The 16497-nt window shown below is 65.4% G+C and carries 14 protein-coding genes and 1 pseudogene; 4 read left to right on the top strand and 11 right to left on the bottom strand.

The genetic code is table 11. From position 1 onward, the window contains the following. Window positions 1-3 precede the first annotated feature (3 nt). The gene (locus tag I2456_RS11440; RefSeq protein WP_068031968.1) at window positions 4-1023 is read right to left on the bottom strand and encodes an NAD-dependent epimerase/dehydratase family protein; all 1020 of its coding nucleotides are present in this window, start codon (window positions 1021-1023) and stop codon (window positions 4-6) included. Continuing rightward, window positions 1020-2279, bottom strand: coding sequence for a nucleotide sugar dehydrogenase (locus I2456_RS11435; RefSeq protein ID WP_068031965.1), 1260 nt, complete (start codon window positions 2277-2279; stop codon window positions 1020-1022). The genes I2456_RS11440 and I2456_RS11435 overlap by 4 nt, the downstream gene beginning before the upstream one ends. 215 nt (window positions 2280-2494) lie before the next feature. Here I2456_RS11435 and I2456_RS11430 point away from each other — a divergent pair, with 215 nt between their 5' ends. Both I2456_RS11430 and rfbG read left to right on the top strand, forming a co-directional pair. Beyond that, window positions 2495-2953 (top strand): GtrA domain-containing protein, encoded by a 459-nt coding sequence (locus I2456_RS11430; protein ID WP_085075737.1) that lies wholly within the window; start codon window positions 2495-2497, stop codon window positions 2951-2953. A gap of 50 nt (window positions 2954-3003) precedes the next feature. Continuing rightward, window positions 3004-4020: a CDP-glucose 4,6-dehydratase gene (gene rfbG / locus I2456_RS11425; RefSeq protein ID WP_085075738.1), complete on the top strand. Its 1017-nt coding sequence runs from the start codon at window positions 3004-3006 to the stop codon at window positions 4018-4020. A 1-nt stretch (window position 4021) separates the two neighbouring features. Here the strand turns inward: rfbG and lipL are convergent, their stop codons facing one another. The 4 genes and pseudogenes from lipL to mutA all read right to left on the bottom strand — a co-directional run bounded on the left by lipL (window position 4022) and on the right by mutA (window position 10509). Then, window positions 4022-5308, bottom strand: a complete 1287-nt coding sequence (gene lipL / locus I2456_RS11420; protein WP_085075739.1) for an esterase/beta-lactamase LipL — start codon at window positions 5306-5308, stop codon at window positions 4022-4024. A 52-nt stretch (window positions 5309-5360) separates the two neighbouring features. Then, window positions 5361-6358: pseudogene (gene meaB / locus I2456_RS11415) on the bottom strand (methylmalonyl Co-A mutase-associated GTPase MeaB). 17 nt (window positions 6359-6375) lie between these two features. After that, a complete protein-coding gene (scpA, locus tag I2456_RS11410; RefSeq protein ID WP_085075741.1) occupies window positions 6376-8640 on the bottom strand; it encodes a methylmalonyl-CoA mutase in 2265 nt (754 codons plus the stop codon). Then, window positions 8641-10509, bottom strand: a complete 1869-nt coding sequence (mutA, locus tag I2456_RS11405) for a methylmalonyl-CoA mutase small subunit (RefSeq protein WP_085075792.1) — start codon at window positions 10507-10509, stop codon at window positions 8641-8643. It lies immediately after the preceding gene. A 178-nt stretch (window positions 10510-10687) separates the two neighbouring features. On the opposite strand from mutA, the gene I2456_RS11400 reads away from it, so the two are divergent. Then, window positions 10688-11440, top strand: coding sequence for a TVP38/TMEM64 family protein (locus tag I2456_RS11400; RefSeq protein ID WP_068031947.1), 753 nt, complete (start codon window positions 10688-10690; stop codon window positions 11438-11440). A gap of 47 nt (window positions 11441-11487) precedes the next feature. On the opposite strand, the gene I2456_RS11395 is transcribed toward I2456_RS11400, so the two are convergent. Genes I2456_RS11395 through I2456_RS11375 form a run of 5 tightly spaced genes read right to left on the bottom strand, consistent with a single transcriptional unit; the run spans window position 11488 to window position 16082 of the window. Continuing rightward, complete coding sequence (locus I2456_RS11395; RefSeq protein WP_085075742.1) at window positions 11488-12339, bottom strand: hypothetical protein; 852 nt, start codon at window positions 12337-12339, stop codon at window positions 11488-11490. A 22-nt stretch (window positions 12340-12361) separates the two neighbouring features. Then, on the bottom strand, window positions 12362-13549 hold the full coding sequence (locus tag I2456_RS11390; RefSeq protein WP_085075743.1) for a hypothetical protein: 1188 nt from the start codon (window positions 13547-13549) through the stop codon (window positions 12362-12364). A 2-nt stretch (window positions 13550-13551) separates the two neighbouring features. After that, window positions 13552-13836 carry a hypothetical protein gene (locus tag I2456_RS11385; protein ID WP_308203653.1) on the bottom strand — a complete coding sequence of 95 codons (285 nt, stop codon included), beginning with the start codon at window positions 13834-13836 and terminating at the stop codon, window positions 13552-13554. 36 nt (window positions 13837-13872) lie between these two features. Further along, window positions 13873-15351 (bottom strand): sensor histidine kinase, encoded by a 1479-nt coding sequence (locus I2456_RS11380; protein WP_085075744.1) that lies wholly within the window; start codon window positions 15349-15351, stop codon window positions 13873-13875. Next, window positions 15348-16082, bottom strand: coding sequence for a response regulator transcription factor (locus I2456_RS11375; protein WP_085075794.1), 735 nt, complete (start codon window positions 16080-16082; stop codon window positions 15348-15350). The genes I2456_RS11380 and I2456_RS11375 overlap by 4 nt, the downstream gene beginning before the upstream one ends. Window positions 16083-16191: 109 nt before the next feature. On the opposite strand from I2456_RS11375, the gene I2456_RS11370 reads away from it, so the two are divergent. Then, on the top strand, window positions 16192-16497 hold the full coding sequence (locus tag I2456_RS11370) for a hypothetical protein (RefSeq protein ID WP_139823341.1): 306 nt from the start codon (window positions 16192-16194) through the stop codon (window positions 16495-16497).

The raw sequence follows: 16497 nt of genomic DNA, 5'->3' as shown, positions 1-16497 counted from the left end.
ACGTCAGATGGTCCCGGCCTCAACGGCGTCGACGATCCAGGGTATGACTTCGTCCAGCATGGAATCGAGTGTGGTCCTCGCCTCGAACCCGAGCATCTCGGATGCTTTCTGCACATCCGGCGAGCGTAACTGCACGTCGTGTTCGAACGGCGGGTCACTTTCATAGCGGAACGGGGTGTCGGGGCGCATCTTCTTCCAGATGACTTCGGCCAGCTCCAAGACCGTGGTGGCCTCCGGCGTGGAAAGGTTGAAATCGCTGTTCAGCGCGGCAGGGTGTTCCATGCAGGTGCGGATGCCGCGAGCCAGGTCACCACCATAGGTGTAGTGCCGCACCTGGGTGCCGTCGCCGAGGACGTGCAACGGGTCTTGACCCTTTGCGACTTTCTGAATGAGGTCCGGTACCACGTGACTCATCGCCAATTTGACATTGCCACTGGGGATTTCGCGCCCACCAAGTGCCCGCTGTTCGCCCGTGCCGACGCAGTTGAAGGGCCGGATTATCGTGTAGGGCAGACCGTACTGTTCATACGCACCATGCGCGAAGTATTCACAGGCCAGCTTCTGAAACCCGTAAGTGCTTGTCGGCGGCGGGCATTCGGTGATGTGCTTCTCCGGCGTCGGGAACACGGAGGCGTTCTCAAACACCATCGACGAGCTGATCACGTTGATCTTCTTGAGCCAGCCCTTGCGGTAGGCGTATATCGCCGTGTCGAAGTGGGCCGCGGCGATGCGTTCATTTTCGGCTAGCAGGTCGTAGGCATACTCGTGGAAGTAGGTGATGCCGCCGATACGAGCCGCACTCGCCACCATCTGGTCGCACCCCTCGACCAGGCGGAACATCAGATCGATGTCTTTGACGTCTCCCTCGACGAAGTGATAGTTCGGGTGATCGTCATAGCTCTTCTTGACTTTGCCGTACTTCGAGTAGTTGTCGATTCCGACGACCTCGTGCCCGGCCCGGAGCAACTCGTCGACGACGTAGCCGTTGATGAACCCCGCGCTACCCGTTACGAGAACTCTCACTTGGCCGCGGCTCCGGTGCCCAGCGTCGCCAGTGGGGTCGCGTTGGCATTGCCTTCCTCGACCTGGCTCACGTCCAAACAACCCCAGACATCTTCGACGACCTTGCCCGGCTGGATCTGCACGCCCCGGTAGATCGAGTGTGGCACTCCGACGACGATCACATCGGCGCGACCAAGCACGGCGTCCAGGGGGTAGTAGTCCGGCCCCTCCAGGAATGGATCGTGCAGCATCACTTTCTTCGCTTCCAACATCAGCAGGTGCCGCAGTTTGAAGCTGAGCGAGTCACGGGTGTCATCACAATCAGCCTTGAACGTCATACCGAGGATGCCAACGGTCTTGTCCCGCAGGTCAACTCGACGCTTGAGCATATTGACGATGAATTGTGGCTGGCCTTCGTTGATCAGCATGGCCGCGTGTCCCAGCATGAAGTTGTTGTTGCTGAACGCGGCGAGCTGCATGGTGTCCTTGAGCAGGCAGGGGCCGGCCGCCAGCCCGGCTTTCGGCATACTGTCGACGCGACCGTTCTTGTAGGTAGCCGCATGGTGAACGCGGTTGAAGTCCAGTCCGGCTTCCCGGCTGAGCAGGTAGAACTGGTTGGCGACCGCGAATTGGATATAGCGGTAGCTGTTGCAGAACAGCTTGGCCAGCTCGGCTTCCTGCGGTTCCACCTCGATGATCTCGCTGGTGATGCGGGAGAAGAAGTCGCGGACGATCCGGCGCCCCTCCTCGTCGAAGCCACTGATGATCTGAGGGATCATCCGGAGCTCCCGTATGGAGTGGCCTTGGGCGATGCGCTCCGGGCAGAAGGTGACGTGGACGCCGATCCCCCGCTGCCGGAACATGTCGTTCACGCGTTGGCTCAGTCCCGGGTACACGGTGCTGCGCAGTATCAGCGTCTGTCCGTCGCGGAAGTAGGGGCTGATCTCGTCGATGATGCGAAAGAACGTGTGCGCCTGCGGTGTTAGGTATTCGTCGACCGGCGTACCGACGACGCAGATCACGATGTCGGAGTTTCTGACTGCCCAGGAGTCGGTGGTCGCCGAGATTCGTCCGGTCGGCAACAGACGTTTCAGTAGCTCCTCGGCCCCGTTTTCAACGAACGGCATCCGGCCGGCCATGATGGACTTCAAAGCAGCCGCGTTCGTATCCAAGATGTCGACGTGGAACCCCTCGTCGGCAAGCACCAGCGCCAGCGGGAGCCCGACGTGTCCGGCACCGCCGATGATGCAGACTCGTTCTGTGGGTTGAGTTGTCATGAGAAGCGCCCCCTCGGCGTCTTGCCACCTCGCCGCGAAGGCCATGACAAGATCGAGTTCTCGTTTGCAGTCGTCCCGTGGTGGGAGCCTAAAAGATCGCCCACCGCCCACGTGGCGTTTTCGGCCAAAATCGGCGTCGGGTTTCTGGACAGCTGGCCGAAATCGCTTGCCCATTTCGGCCACGACTAAGTGCTTCGGCGAGTATTTTCTTGTGCATGCAGGTCGCGGGGGGCGTGATCGCGGGCGCCGACTCGATGGGTGCGCACAAGAAGTTGCGCTACCTTGCCGTGGCGCTTGCCTTCCTACCGATCGGCCAGGGCTTGATCCAACTTCTGGGCCCGTGGCTTGACGACTACACCGCAGCCTCACTGTTGGCGGCATCCATCGTCACGGTGCCCAATTTCTTCGCCAACAAGCGCTTCGTATGGCGAGTCACGTCGTCAGACAATCTGCGCAAACAGGTGCTGGTCTTTTGGGTAGTGGTGATGCTGGCGGTGTCGCTGGCCACGGCGTTGACTTACCTGGTCGACAACGCGCTGACCGGCCAGACTTCTGCGGTTCGCGGCGCAGCGGTGTTCGTGGTTCAGGTGCTCGGATTCGGCGTGGTGTGGATCGGCCGGTTCCTCATCTTGGATCGCTGGTTCTCGATATCCAGTCCCGACGCGGTGGGTTGAGCCGACCACTTGTCTAGCGGGCTGCGCAGGCTGCCGAATACTAGGGAGCCGTGCACTACCTGATCACCGGGCACACCGGATTCAAAGGACCGTGGCTCGCGCTGCTTCTGCTCAGCCGCGGACACCGGGTGTCCGGGCTCGCGCTGAATCCGACCCCACGCAGCTTGTTCGAGCGAGCCGGGATCGCCGATCACCTTGTTTGCGACTTGCGGGTCGACATCAGGGACGCCCCGGCCACCGCGGCCGCGGTGTCGGCGGCGGCTCCGGACGTTGTCCTGCACTTGGCCGCCCAATCATTGGTCCGGGAGTCCTACCGCAATCCGCGCTATACCTACGAGACCAACGCGATGGGCACGCTGAACGTGCTGGAGGCCGTTGCGGCGACCCCGTCCGTGCGCGCGCACCTCGTCATCACCACCGACAAGGTCTACCGCAACGTCGATCAGGAGGCCGGCTACGTCGAAACCGACCCCCTGGGCGGCGACGATCCCTACAGTGCGTCGAAGGCAATGGCCGATCTGTTGAGCCAATCCTGGATCCGTAGCTTTCCCGGCTCCCCTACCGCAATCGCCCGCGCGGGCAACGTCATTGGCGGCGGCGACGTCAGTCCCGATCGGCTCTTTCCGGACCTGATGACCGCTTACGCGAATGGTCGAGCCCCGCTGTTGCGGTTCCCGCGCGCAGTGCGGCCCTGGCAGCACGTGCTCGACTGCCTCAACGGCTACCTCACCTTGGCCGACGCGCTGTTAGCCGGCTCTGGGTTGGGCGAGTGGAATTTCGGGCCGGGCCGCGACAGCTTCGTGGAGGTGGGTCAGGTGGCCACGCTGGCTGCCGAGCTGTGGGGCGGCGGCGCCCACTGGGAACGCCAACCCGGTGAGCACCCGCATGAGGCGAACCTGCTGGCTCTCGACAGCACCAAGGCCCATCGGGAGCTGGCCTGGCGCAACCGACTTGGCTTCCGCGACGCGGTGGGCTGGACTGTCGACTGGTACCGACGCGTGCACGCCGGCGAGGACCCGCTAGCGGTCACCCAGCAACAGATCGCGGCATTCGAAAACCTCGAATGACTCAGCCGGCGACGGCTCCCGGCTCACTCAGCGGCGACCCGAACTCGGTGATCGCATCGAAGCCGCGCCTACGAGCGCGCTTGGCCCCTTGGCGAATCAAGTTACCCAGCGTGGCCAGGCCCGCGTGATCCAGGGCGAAGAACGGCGACAGCAACCGGTTGTGCACGTAGGCGAACGACATCCCGGTTGCCGGATCCGCCCAGCCGACCGATCCGCCCATCCCGACATGTCCGAACCCGGGCATCACATTGCCGAATGGCAGGCAGTGGTAGCCCAGGTGGAACGACAACGGCAAGAACAGGTTTGCGTCTCTGCGCAAACTCTTGCGACCGGTCAGCCCCGCAACCAGGTCACGGGACAAGAACTGGATGCCGTCGATCTCGCCGCCGTTGGCGATCGCCCCGTACATCCGCGCCAGCGCACGAGCGGTCACCACGCCGTTGGCAGCCGGCATTTCCGCATCGAGCAGCGGGATCTCGCCCCGCACCGCGGCCATGACGCCGTCGAAGTACATGGAGCGGAAGCCGCCGGACAACCGGGAGGCGGCTTTGTGGACGGCATAGTTGACCGCCGGGTGCCCCGGCATGCTCTGCGGCATGATGATCTGCGCGACCTTGGTCGGCGATTCGGCGGGTGGCCGGCCCAGATGGATGCCTTCGGCGCCCAACGGCTCGGCGAGCTCTTCGCGGAACAGCGTGCGCATGCCCTTGCCGGTGACCGCACGGGCCAGCCCGGACATCAGCCAGCCGAACGTCAGCGCGTGGTAGGCGGGTTTGCCCAGCAGCCGTCCCGGCGGCGCTGCGGCCAGTCGTTGTTCCATCACCAGGTGATCCAGCAAGTCTTCTTGGGTGGCGCCGCGCAGCCCCGACAAGCCGGCGCGGTGTCTCATCACCTCGCGCACGGTCAACTGTGACTTGCCGTTGGCGGCGAACTCCGGCCAGTACTCGGCGACCGGGACGTCGTAGTCGATCAGTCCGCGATCGTGCAGGCGATGAATGACCGTAGCGGCCATGCCCTTGGTCGCCGAGAACACCATCGGGGCAGTGTCTGCCGTCCACGGCCGCTGACCGGCACGATCTGCCCACCCGGTCCACACGTCGACGACCGGTTGGCCGTCGAGGTAGACAGCCAGAGCGCCGCCGCCGAACCGACGACCGGGAAACAAGCTGGAGAAGGCACGAATGACGCAACCGAAGTTTGAGTCCGCCGTGCCGAACACACGATGACCTGCGTCAGGGCCGTCGTGGGAAGGGACCGCGCGGCGATTGACTCCTATGTCTACCGTCACAACTTTGAATTTACTTCCTATTGACTCCGGCGAAGCGCAAACAAAGATTAATTTACCTATCCGTTAGGACGACGCGATGTCGATTATTTGCTGGGCGGCTAGGGCCGGGGTCAACTCCCCCGCACGGACTTGCCGTTCGACGTCACCGCGGGCCTTGCGAACCGCCGGGTTCGACAGCACCCGGTCGAGCACCGTGTCGCGAACCATCTGCCACATCCAGTCCACCTGCTGGGCGCGCCGCCGCGCCTCGAACTCGCCGGCTTCGCTCAGCACCTCGCGGTGCCGCTCGACGGTTTCCCACAGCTGCGCCAGACCAGTCCCTTCGACCGCGCTCATGGTGAGGACCGGTGGGCGCCACAGGCTTTCGCGCGGATAGATCAATCGGATCGCCGCCGAGAGCTCGCGGGCGGCGGACTTCGCGTCGCGCAGGTGCGCGCCGTCGGCTTTGTTGACCACGACGATGTCGGCCAGCTCCAAGACACCCTTCTTGATGCCCTGCAGCTGATCTCCGGTGCGCGCCAGCGTCAACAGCAAGAACGTGTCGACCATATTGGCCACCGCCACCTCGGACTGGCCGACGCCGACCGTTTCGATCAGAATCACGTCAAATCCCGCTGCCTCCAACAAGACAACAGTTTCCCGGGTGGCCTTTGCCACCCCACCCAAGGTCCCCGATGTCGGCGACGGCCGAATGTAGGCATCAGGGTGCATCGCCAACCGCGCCATCCGTGTCTTGTCACCGAGAATCGATCCACCGGTGCGTGTGGACGACGGGTCGACGGCCAATACCGCCACGCGGTGGCCTCGTTCGATCAGATGCATGCCGAGGGCTTCGATGCTGGTGGATTTCCCGACCCCGGGCACCCCGGTGATGCCTACCCGGTGGGCGTTACCGGAATCCGGCAGTAACTCCAACAACAGCTGTTGTGCCTGCTCGCGGTGGTCCGCGCGGGTCGACTCCAGCAGGGTGATCGCCCGCGGCAGCGACGCGCGGTCACCGTTGCGGATCGCCGCGACCAGCTTGTCGACCGGGCTGCTATCAGACGTCATCTACCGGAGGAACCGCGTCAGTCCAGCGCGTATCCGAGCCGCTCGGCGAGCTTGTGCAACAAGCCGACCGCGGCGTCGGCGATCACCGTTCCCGGCGGGAAAATAGCGGCCGCCCCGGCTTCGTAGAGTTCGTCGAAGTCACCGGGCGGAATCACGCCGCCAACCACCACCATGATGTCGGGTCGCCCCACCTCGGCCAGCGCATCGCGCAGTGCCGGCACCAAAGTCAGGTGCCCGGCCGCCAGTGAGGACACCCCGACCACGTGTACGTCGTTGTCGGCGGCCTGCCGGGCCACTTCCTCGGGTGTGGAAAACAGCGACCCGACGTCGACGTCGAAGCCGATGTCGGCGAAGGCTGTCGCGATCACCTTCTGGCCGCGGTCGTGCCCGTCCTGACCCATCTTGGCCACCAGGATGCGGGGCCGGCGACCGTCGGCCTCGGCGAACTTCTCGACGAGTTCTGTGGCGGTAGCGATGTTGGCGGCCTTTCCGACTTCATCACGGTAGACGCCGGCGATGGTACGGATCTCGGCCTGGTGGCGCCCGTAGACCTTCTCCAGCGCGTCGGAGATCTCCCCGACGGTGGCCTTGGCGCGCGCCGCATTGATGGCCAGCGCCAGCAGGTTGTTGCCCAGCCCGTCTTCCCCGGCGCGGCCGTGCGCCGCGGCGGCTCGACTCAACTCCGCCAGAGCTGCCTCGACCGCCTGCGGGTCCCGGTTGGCCCGCAGCTCTTGCAGTTTCGCCAGCTGCTCGGCGCGCACCCGGCTGTTCTCGACTTTGAGTACCTCGACTTCTTGGTCCTCGTCGACCTGGTACTTGTTGACCCCGATGACCGGCTGTTGACCGGAGTCGATGCGGGCCTGCGTGCGTGCCGCGGCTTCCTCGATGCGCAGCTTCGGGATGCCGTCATTGATGGCTTGCGCCATGCCGCCGTGCTCGGCGACCTCGGCGATGTGGGCCCGCGCCCGCTGTGCGAGTTGGTGGGTCAGCCACTCCACGTAGTACGAACCGCCCCAGGGGTCGATGGGCCTGGTGGTTCCGGACTCCTGCTGCAGCAGCAGCTGGGTGTTGCGGGCGATGCGGGCGGAGAAGTCGGTGGGTAGCGCCAGCGCCTCGTCGAGGGCGTTGGTGTGCAGGGACTGGGTGTGCCCCTGCGTTGCGGCCATGGCCTCGATGCAGGTGCGTGCGACGTTGTTGAAGGCGTCCTGAGCGGTCAGCGACCATCCCGAGGTCTGGGAATGTGTGCGAAGCGACAGTGATTTCGGGCTCTTGGGTTCGAACTGGGCGACCAGCTCGCTCCACAGCAGCCGGCCGGCCCGCAACTTGGCCACCTCCATGAAGAAGTTCATGCCGATGCCCCAGAAGAACGACAGCCGGGGTGCGAACTTGTCGATGTCCAGGTCGGCGGCCAGGCCCGCCTTGATGTAGTCGACTCCGTCGGCCAAGGTGTAAGCGAGCTCCAAATCGGCTGTGGCACCGGCTTCTTGGATGTGATAGCCGGAGATGGAGATCGAGTTGAACTTGGGCATCTTGGCGCTGGTGTAGGCGAAGATGTCGGAGATGATGCGCATAGACGGCTCGGGCGGATAGATGTAGGTGTTGCGCACCATGAACTCTTTGAGGATGTCGTTCTGGATGGTGCCGGCCAGCTTCTCCGGCGGCACCCCCTGCTCCTCGGCCGCCACCACATACAGAGCGAGGATGGGCAGCACCGCGCCGTTCATCGTCATGGACACCGACACCGTTGACAGGTCAATCCCGTCGAACAACTGCCGCATGTCGAGGATGGAATCGATTGCCACCCCGGCCATTCCGACATCGCCTTGGACGCGGGGATGGTCGGAGTCGTAGCCGCGGTGTGTCGCCAGGTCGAAGGCGACCGACAAGCCTTTCTGCCCAGCGGCCAGATTGCGGCGATAGAAGGCGTTCGAGTCGGCGGCGGTGGAGAATCCGGCGTACTGGCGGATGGTCCAGGGCTGGTTGACATACATCGTCGGGTAGGGCCCGCGGACGAAGGGTGGCTCACCGGGGAAACTGTGCAGCGGGTAGCCGTCGGCTTCGGCGGCGCGGCGATCGGCGGCGATGTAGACCGGGTTGACGTCGATGCCTTCGGGCGTGTGCCATTGCAGTTGGTCGGGTGTGTACGAGTGCGCCGCAGCAGCCGCGGCGACATACTCTTGCACCGCGGCTTCGGTGGCCGGTTGCGCGGCGCGCTCACCATGCAGGGGAACATCGGCGAAGCTGCCGACGAAGCTGCCGGGTACAGGTGTTGTGGTCGTCATCTACGCTCCCAACCGAGTTAGCAGGTCCGAGAGTGCTTGTACCGCATTGATTTTGGCAGTCAGGTAGTCGTCGGGCCGGTCGCTGGCATCCCCGATCGCCTTCTCCGGCCCGGCCAGGTAGATACGTGATATTCCGGCAGCGCGGGCGGCCCGCACCACACCGGCGGCTTCTTCGTGATAGCGCTTGTCAGTGCCGCAGACCACCGCCACCGAGGGCGACTGTGCCTCCTTGACGGCGTTGCCCACGCCGTCGGCATCGACTGGGCCCGGGTTGATCGCTTCGATACCGCCCGACGCCAACAAGTTTGACGCGAAGGTGGTCCGGATGTTGTGCTCGGCCAACGGGCCCAGCGGCAACAGCAGCACCTGAGGCCGCGCCCCGGTGCGGGCCAGGTAGACGTCCGAGCGGTCGCGCAGCGCCTCGAATTGCGTGGCGTAGCGCACCAGATTTCCGACGCGGTTCAGCGAGTTCGTCGAATCGTCCTGTGCCCTGGGCGGTTCGGTGAGATTGGGGAACTCGTTGACACCGGTGATGGCGGTACGGCGGTGTGCGATGTCCTCAGCGCGGCGAGCCGCGATCTCGGCGATCTGGCCGGCGACGTAATCACGGGCGTCGGCGAATCCGCCGCGGGCCTCGATGTCCTGGAAGTGCTGCCACGCATGCTGGGCCAACTCTTCGGTGAGGTCTTCGACAAACCACGAGCCTCCGCCAGGATCCAATACCTGCCCCACGTGCGACTCTTCCAACAGCAGAAGCTGCACATTTCGGGCCATGCGGCGCGCGAAACTGGCCGCCACTCCGGGGAAGCCGCCGGGAATGGCCACATCGAAGGGGAACACCAGGACGGTGTCGGCTCCGCCGACCCCCGCGCCGAACGCGGCCAGCGTAGTGCGCAGCATGTTCACCCACGGATCGCGCTGGGTCATCATCGGCAGCGACGTCTCGGCGTGAATGCGCACCGCGCCGCCGTCCGCGTCGCCGGCCACCTCGGCGACGCGTGCCCACAACTGCCGCGCGGCCCGCATCTTGGCGATCGTCATGAACTGGTCGTCGTCGGCAGCCAACCGGAAACTGATCTGTCGCAACGCCTGGCTGACCGAGAGTCCGGATTCGGTGAGCAGCCGGACATAGGACACCGCCGCGCCGATGGTGGCCGCCAGTTCCCAGGCGGCGTTGGCACCCAGGTTGTGGAAGCTGGGCCCGTCGACGGTGATCGCACGGATCCCATGGTTGTCGGCGACCTGGGTGGCGATGGCGACGATCTCTTCGACCGATGGAGCGGGACGCCCGCTCAGTGCCGCGGTGAGCGGGTCACCGCCCAGGTCGATCGACAGCGTCGCCCGTTGGTCGGGTTCCAGCCGGGCCGCCAGGGCGACCATGACGTCGCTGGCCGCGGCGAAATCGGCGCCGGAGTCCAGAATGATCGGCGCCAGCTCGAGGTAGACGCCGTTGAGCAGGGCGTCGAGCTGTTCGGGTGGGACACCGGACCCGCCGACGCGGATCAGCAGCGCGCTGACACCGTCACCCAGTGCGCCCAGCAACGCTGCGTTGGCGTCCGCGGCGGCCGTGCCCATGACCGGATACGCCTCAGCGACCTTCCAGCCGGCATTGACGTCGCGCCGCGCGTCGCCGCCGCGTACATACGGCCACTCGCCCGGAAGGGGCTGCTCGGGCAACTCGTCGAACGCGGTGTACAGCGCCCGAACGGCGAACCCCTCATAGGTCCGCGTCTCCAGCAGCTGCTCGGGCTGCTCCCCCAGCTCTTCTGGGTCCTTGCGGCTGCTCTTGGCCAATACACCGGCGACCGCACTGCGCCAACGCCCGCGAACCTGTTCTAGGTCCGCCAGCTCGGGTACGTCAATGGACACCGACTGCTCCTGTTTTCCCAGCAACTAGCGACTTTGCTCCGGGGTGTTAAGTGTTAATAAGGCTAATTGATGAGCGTCGCGATCCGGTCGCCCAGGTGCTCAGAATGGTGCTTTCCAGCGTGGAAACGCCAGCCTCGGGCAACGAGATATTCACCTTCGGCCCGTACCCTTGGAACCCGTGACGGCCCCCGCGACCTGCAAAGCCACCGGTACGGTGCGCGGCGTCGTCAACGCCGTCGGCGCTGTCGCACGGCAAGTGTCTCCGTTGCGCCTCCTGGCCTCAGTGGCCGGAATCACAGCTCTGATCGCCATAGCGGTGCTGGTGCCGCTCCCGACCGCGGTGCAGATGCGGGACTGGGCGACGTCGGTGGGCCCATGGTTCCCGCTGGCGTTTCTAATGGCCCACATCGTCGTCACGGTCGCGCCGTTTCCGCGGACCGCCTTCACGCTGGCCGCCGGGCTGTTGTTCGGGCCGGTGTTCGGGATCGTGATCGCCGTTGTCGCCAGCACGGCGAGCGCGGTCCTTGCCCTGCTGCTGGTGCGGGCCACGGGGTGGCGACTCAACCGCCTGGTGCGCCGCCGCGCCATGGAAAGCCTCGACTTGCGGCTGCGCGAGCGAGGCTGGATGTCCATTTTGTCGCTGCGTTTCATTCCCGCCGTCCCGTTCTCGGCCATCAACTACGCCGCCGGCGCATCGTCGATCCGAGTGCTGCCTTACACCTGGGCCACACTGGCTGGTCTGCTTCCCGGCACCTCGGCGGTGGTGATCTTGGGTGACGCGCTCGCCGGTGACGGCAGTCCCCTGCTGGTGCTGGTGTCGGTCTGCACGGGCGCGCTCGGGGTGGCCGGGTTGATTCTGGAGATCCGGCACTACCGGCGGCAGCACCGGTCGTCGCACGATCCCACGCCGGAGCCTGCCGTCGCTTCCTGACGGGTTGCGTCGACGCCGCGCTCACAGTGCCCAATCGGGTGCGCGCGTTACTCGGCGACGCGGTAGGCGCTGTCTCGGAACAATGCGGATCGCTCGGGAGTGACGACCTTCCGCTGGATCGAGCGGAGCAGTGGCGCGGCCTTCTCGTCGCGAATGTTGGTCGCGAAGTCAATTCCCGAGCCAACTACGTCACTAGCCCAGCCGATCTCGGTGAGGAACACTGCTTGCGCCCAGTCAAGGTCGGACAGCGGCTCCTTCCTCTTAACGCCGTCGATGAGTCTCGACAAGAATCCACGGAACTCTTCGGTATTTGACAGCCCCACCAGCGGCGTCAACAAGGGCATTGCTCGTTTTGCTGACCCGCGGTACTCGTTCAGACCATGAACGATGAGCAAGCGCTCGTCGTCCGTGAGATCGATTGCGACGGCGCGTCCGGTGGGCGTCACCCGCGAATTGGGCTGAGTAGACGGCGTCGAGGAGCCCACAAGCGGCAGACTCCACTTTGTGCGGCCGACCGACGTCGCGTTGTCTTGGAGCATTTGATACCGGCCGAGGAACATGACCTCGCGCTGGATTGAACGCAGCAGCGCAGTTGCAACTTCATCGGGGACCTTGGCCGCGAGAATGCTTCCGGCACCGGCCAGTTCACTGGCCCAGGAGACTTCAGTGAGGAACAAGGCGCGCGTCCAGTCGAGTTTGGACATCGGTGCCTGCTCACGAATGGCGTCGTACAGCCTTTGCACGAGCGTGTTGAACTCGTCGCTACCGGCGACGCCGAGGATCGGACCCAACAGCGGTTCAGCTCTTGTCGCCGAATTGAGGTACTCGTTGAGCCCGTGGAGCATCAGCATGCGCTCGTCATCGGTCAGATCGAACGCAATCACCTCCCACGCGGTCATATGGGTAACCTCTCCGGTGCCGTCATGGTGATTCGTTGAACTCATCTAAGTCCGGGAGCTCGTCCTTACCGAGGACCGGTGGTCCGTGGTGGCTGTGCGGTGGATGCACCGGGTGCGGGGTGGATTCGGGCGGCACCGGGCCGCCGCCAAAGGCCCCCGGAGTTCTCACGGCCGGTGGTGCCGGACGTACTGGTGGCTCAATTGGGCGTGGCTGTGCGGGACTTGGTGGACGGGCAGGTGCGTCCTGCAGTTCCCCGGGAGGTATCGAGGTGACTCTGGTCGGCGCTTTCTCAGCCACATATTTCGGAATGTCGGGCGCATCCGGCTTGTAGACGGTCCCAGCGTCGAGCGCTTTCGGGTCACGGATGACCAGCACGTTAGTTTTCGGGTCGTACAAGACAGGTGCGCCATCCGAGGTGCGTCCGATCACGAGGCTGCCGGGATTGTCGAAGTTCCGCCTGAACATGTCTTCAACGATTCGCGCCAGCTCGTCTTTGGAAAGTCCGGGGAATTCCTTGGCATGGTCGGTACCAGCATGCCCGTACGCGATCTTCTGAGCCGCCCGTTTGAGCGGGTCGCTGCTCCACCCGCCCGGCGGCGGCTCCGGCTCAACCTTGGGCCGCTCGGGTATCGGTGCGTGGTGGTCGACGGCTTGCACGGACGGCTTTCCATGGGTTCCGCCCGCGCCGAACTTGACGTCGCCAATCCCGCTCACCGCGTTGGTAATTCGCCCGGCCACGTCTTGATCAAGGTGCACGAGTTGTTGCGCGCGGCCGCGAATCTCGACCGCCAACGCACGCGCTCTGGCTGCTCGCACTGACCGGAGCGCCGGCGAACCTCCGACGAAGCGATCGGTTACCGAGAGGTCCTCCCCCACAGCGAATCCGGCCGTACGGGCGTCCTCGACGGCATACTGCAAACTCGAGCGGGCCGCATACAGCTCGGATGCGGCACCGCGAGCAAGCTTCGCTGCTGCCTCTAGTTGATCGTGTACCGCGCTGACCGTCGTCTTGTCGGCGAGGGTTCGAGCGTGCAGGCCGCCGGCGGCCTCGCCGCTCCAGTCCACCGACATCGAGTCGAGCCACACCTGGTCGGCCATGTCATAGCATCGGACACCGGTGGCGTGCCAATAATCGGCCGCCTCCGTCAAATGTTCGGTCGGCCAAGCCACCAGCTCCGCAAGACTGGGGAAGGACCCGACGGTCACCATCGCTAAACCACCACTGCAGCAAGATTCCCAGCCGATCCTGCCTCATTGGCCACGTACCCAGCATCGGCCTCGGCGACTTGGCTTGCCCGTGCCCGCATGCGCCCGACCAACGCTGCCCGGAAAGCCGCGACGTCAGCATGAGCGGCCGACACCGCCACCGCGCTGGCCTGACAGGACAACCCCGAACATGCTGGCGTTGCAACCTGTTTCAGCTCCCCCGCCAAACCGTCCCAGCGTCCCGACATCACCCGCACCTCTGCGGTATTTACCCGAAGCTGCTCAGCCACGCCAAAAGTGTAGAAACGGCCGCCGATTGGCGCTATTCACCCGCCGGCTATCGGCAGACTCAATCGGAACCGTGCGCCCCCGTCGTGCGGTACACACTCCAGCTCGCCGCCGTGCGCGCGGGCCAGCGCGCGAGCGATCGGTAGACCCAATCCCGCACCGCCGTTGTCGCGGGCGCGACCGGCGTCCAACCGCACCAACCGCTTGAAGATGCGCAGACGCTCGTCGTCGGGCACCCCGGGGCCGGTGTCGGTGACGGTCACCTCGATGGCTCGAAGACCGGTGCTGAAATCGACGGTGATCGAGCCGCCCGGTGGGGTGTACCTGCGTGCGTTGTCGAGCAGATTCGACAGGATCTGCGCGATACGAGTCGGATCGGCCCGGAGGTGGACCGCATCAGCGCCCGTCCGGATCACCTCGAGCTGCGGGGCGAGCATCGCCGCACGCTGCACTTCGGCATCCACGATCGCGGATAGATCGGTGTCTTGCAGGTCTAGCGGTAGACCCGCGTCGATGCGGCTCAGATCCAGCATGTCGGCCACCAGCCGGCCGGCGCGACGGGCATCGGACTGCAGCAGGCTCGCCCGGCGATGCTGCGCGCTGGACTCCGAATCATGGGCGGCCAGTTGCTCCGCGGCAGCCTGAATTCCGGCGATCGGGGTGCGGAGCTCGTGTGCGGCGTCCACGAGGAATTGCCGCGTCTGCGCCTCGGCGCGCTGGGCGTCCGCCGCGGCCTGTCGGGCCCGCGTCTCTGACTGCTCAAGCGCGTCCAGCATGCCGTCGAATGCGCTTGCCGCACGACCCAATTCAGTCTCGGATCGGTCCGGCCGTAGGCGCCGCCCACGATCTCCAGTGGTGATGTCCTTGGCCAGCGCGGTGAGCCTATCCAGCGGCCGCAGGGCCGCCCGGCTCACCGCAATCAGCAACAGTGCCGCCACCCCCAACGTCACCACCACCGCGGCGATCATCAGCTGACGCAGCTGGCGAGTCACTTGGGTGGTTTGCGTGGTGTCGGCGACCAGGATGACCCGCGCCCCGTCGGGCAATGGGTGCACCACCACCGTCGCGGTCCCGTCGGGCGGCATCCCGGGCGGCGGAGGCGGCGGCAAAGGCGGAAATCCGTTTGGCGGGACCGGCGGAGGCCCCGGAAGTTCGGGTGGCGGAAGACCGGGTGGTGGGGTCATCGGCCCCGGCTTGGTATCAGGGCTGATTCCCGCGTCGCCATACGCTGTGCCGTCGGCGGTGACCACCAGCGCCCGCACGCTACCGCCATTGAGCTGAGCGGCAATGAGATTGGGAGAGGTCCCCGCCGCGGCCAACGCATCCGCGCGCGAGGTCGCGGCCACCAGCCGGTCGTGCAGGTTGCGGCGCGCTTGCAGACCCAACGTGAAGTCGATGGTGAGGGCCAAGGCGACCAGCAGCACCGCCAGCAGACCCACCACCAGGACGACCACACGTCGCTGCAACGACGGTGTCGGGGTGGGCGGGTCGAGCGGCGAACCGGTCGCTGCGGTCATGACCGCAGCGGACGCAGTCGGTAGCCGATGCCGCGAGCGGTATGCAGAATCCGTGGCCCGTGCGCTTCGAGTTTGCGCCGCAGTCCACTGACGTGCACCTGCACCAGGTTGGGGTCGTAGGCGTCATAGCCCCAGACCGCGTTGAGGATCTGGTTGGCACTGACGATCCGGCCGCGCTGTTCCACCAGAAACCGCAGCAGCCGTAGCTCGGTGGCGGTCAGGTCCAACGGCTGGCCGTTGCGGGTGGCGACGCCCGCCTCGACGTCGAGCACCAAGTCACCGACCTGCACGACCTGGGGCAACCGACCCCGTCGGCGCAGTACCGCGCCGACCCGCGACACCAGTTCGGCGAGCTCGAATGGTTTCACGACGTAGTCATCGGCCCCGCCGTCCAGCCCGCGCAATCGATCCGATAACCCGTCGCGAGCGGTGATCAACACGATGCCGATGTCACCCCATTCCCGGATCACATCGATGAGGGCGAACCCGTCTCGCCCCGGCAACATCACATCCAGCACCACCAAATCGGGTCGCAAACCTTCCAGAGCTTCCTCTAAATCGGTTCCATCGCAGAGATTTTCGGTGAGGTAGCCGGCGTCGGCCAGCGCCTCACTGACCATCTCGCGGATCGTCTCGGAGTCTTCTACGACCAGCACTCTCGGCGCACCGACACTGAACTGATCGGCAACCGAGCGGGTGCCGGCCCGGCCGGTCCGCGAGCAATCAGTCATGAGCCCATTCTTAACGCGTCCCGCTGAGATGAGCCTGAAGAACGCTAGTTTCCGGCGTTTCCGACCATTACCGTCTCGGTTAGCCACTTCCGACGACATGGGAGCCGCGATGACCTCCGGCAACACCAATCGGCCGCCAGTCGCGGCACCACCGGCCGCCGCCGCGGCACCCGGGCGACATTCCACCGCCGTGGTGATCGGCGCGGGCCTTGCGGGCGCGGTGCTTGGCGCGATCGCCGCCTTCGCCATCACCGGCCTGGTATTCACCGTCCGAGTTGAGCTGCCGCCGCCGCCCTACCCGCAGGTGTCCTCGACCCCGCCGGTAACTCCACCCCCTGCTCCGACGCCGAGCGCCAGCCAAGTCCCCGGGGTCGTACCCGGCCCACCGGCGCCGCCCAGACTCCCAGGGCCATAA

It is taken from the genome of Mycobacterium kubicae (genome assembly GCF_015689175.1).
GTDB lineage: Bacteria > Actinomycetota > Actinomycetes > Mycobacteriales > Mycobacteriaceae > Mycobacterium > Mycobacterium kubicae.
Note: the sequence above shows the minus strand (reverse complement) of the source record. Positions and strands in the feature narration are given on the sequence as shown.

What these genes read in the sequence shown, in the direction of transcription:
- I2456_RS11395 (WP_085075742.1), bottom strand. Translation starts at nt 12,339, where the DNA reads ATGACCGCGTGGGAGGTGATTGCGTTCGATCTGACCGATGACGAGCGC.
- I2456_RS11380 (WP_085075744.1), bottom strand. Translation starts at nt 15,351, where the DNA reads ATGACCGCAGCGACCGGTTCGCCGCTCGACCCGCCCACCCCGACACCG.
- I2456_RS11435 (WP_068031965.1), bottom strand. Translation starts at nt 2,279, where the DNA reads ATGACAACTCAACCCACAGAACGAGTCTGCATCATCGGCGGTGCCGGA.
- I2456_RS11375 (WP_085075794.1), bottom strand. Translation starts at nt 16,082, where the DNA reads ATGACTGATTGCTCGCGGACCGGCCGGGCCGGCACCCGCTCGGTTGCC.
- I2456_RS11370 (WP_139823341.1), top strand. Translation starts at nt 16,192, where the DNA reads ATGACCTCCGGCAACACCAATCGGCCGCCAGTCGCGGCACCACCGGCC.
- scpA (WP_085075741.1), bottom strand. Translation starts at nt 8,640, where the DNA reads ATGACGACCACAACACCTGTACCCGGCAGCTTCGTCGGCAGCTTCGCC.
- I2456_RS11390 (WP_085075743.1), bottom strand. Translation starts at nt 13,549, where the DNA reads ATGGTGACCGTCGGGTCCTTCCCCAGTCTTGCGGAGCTGGTGGCTTGG.
- I2456_RS11430 (WP_085075737.1), top strand. Translation starts at nt 2,495, where the DNA reads ATGCAGGTCGCGGGGGGCGTGATCGCGGGCGCCGACTCGATGGGTGCG.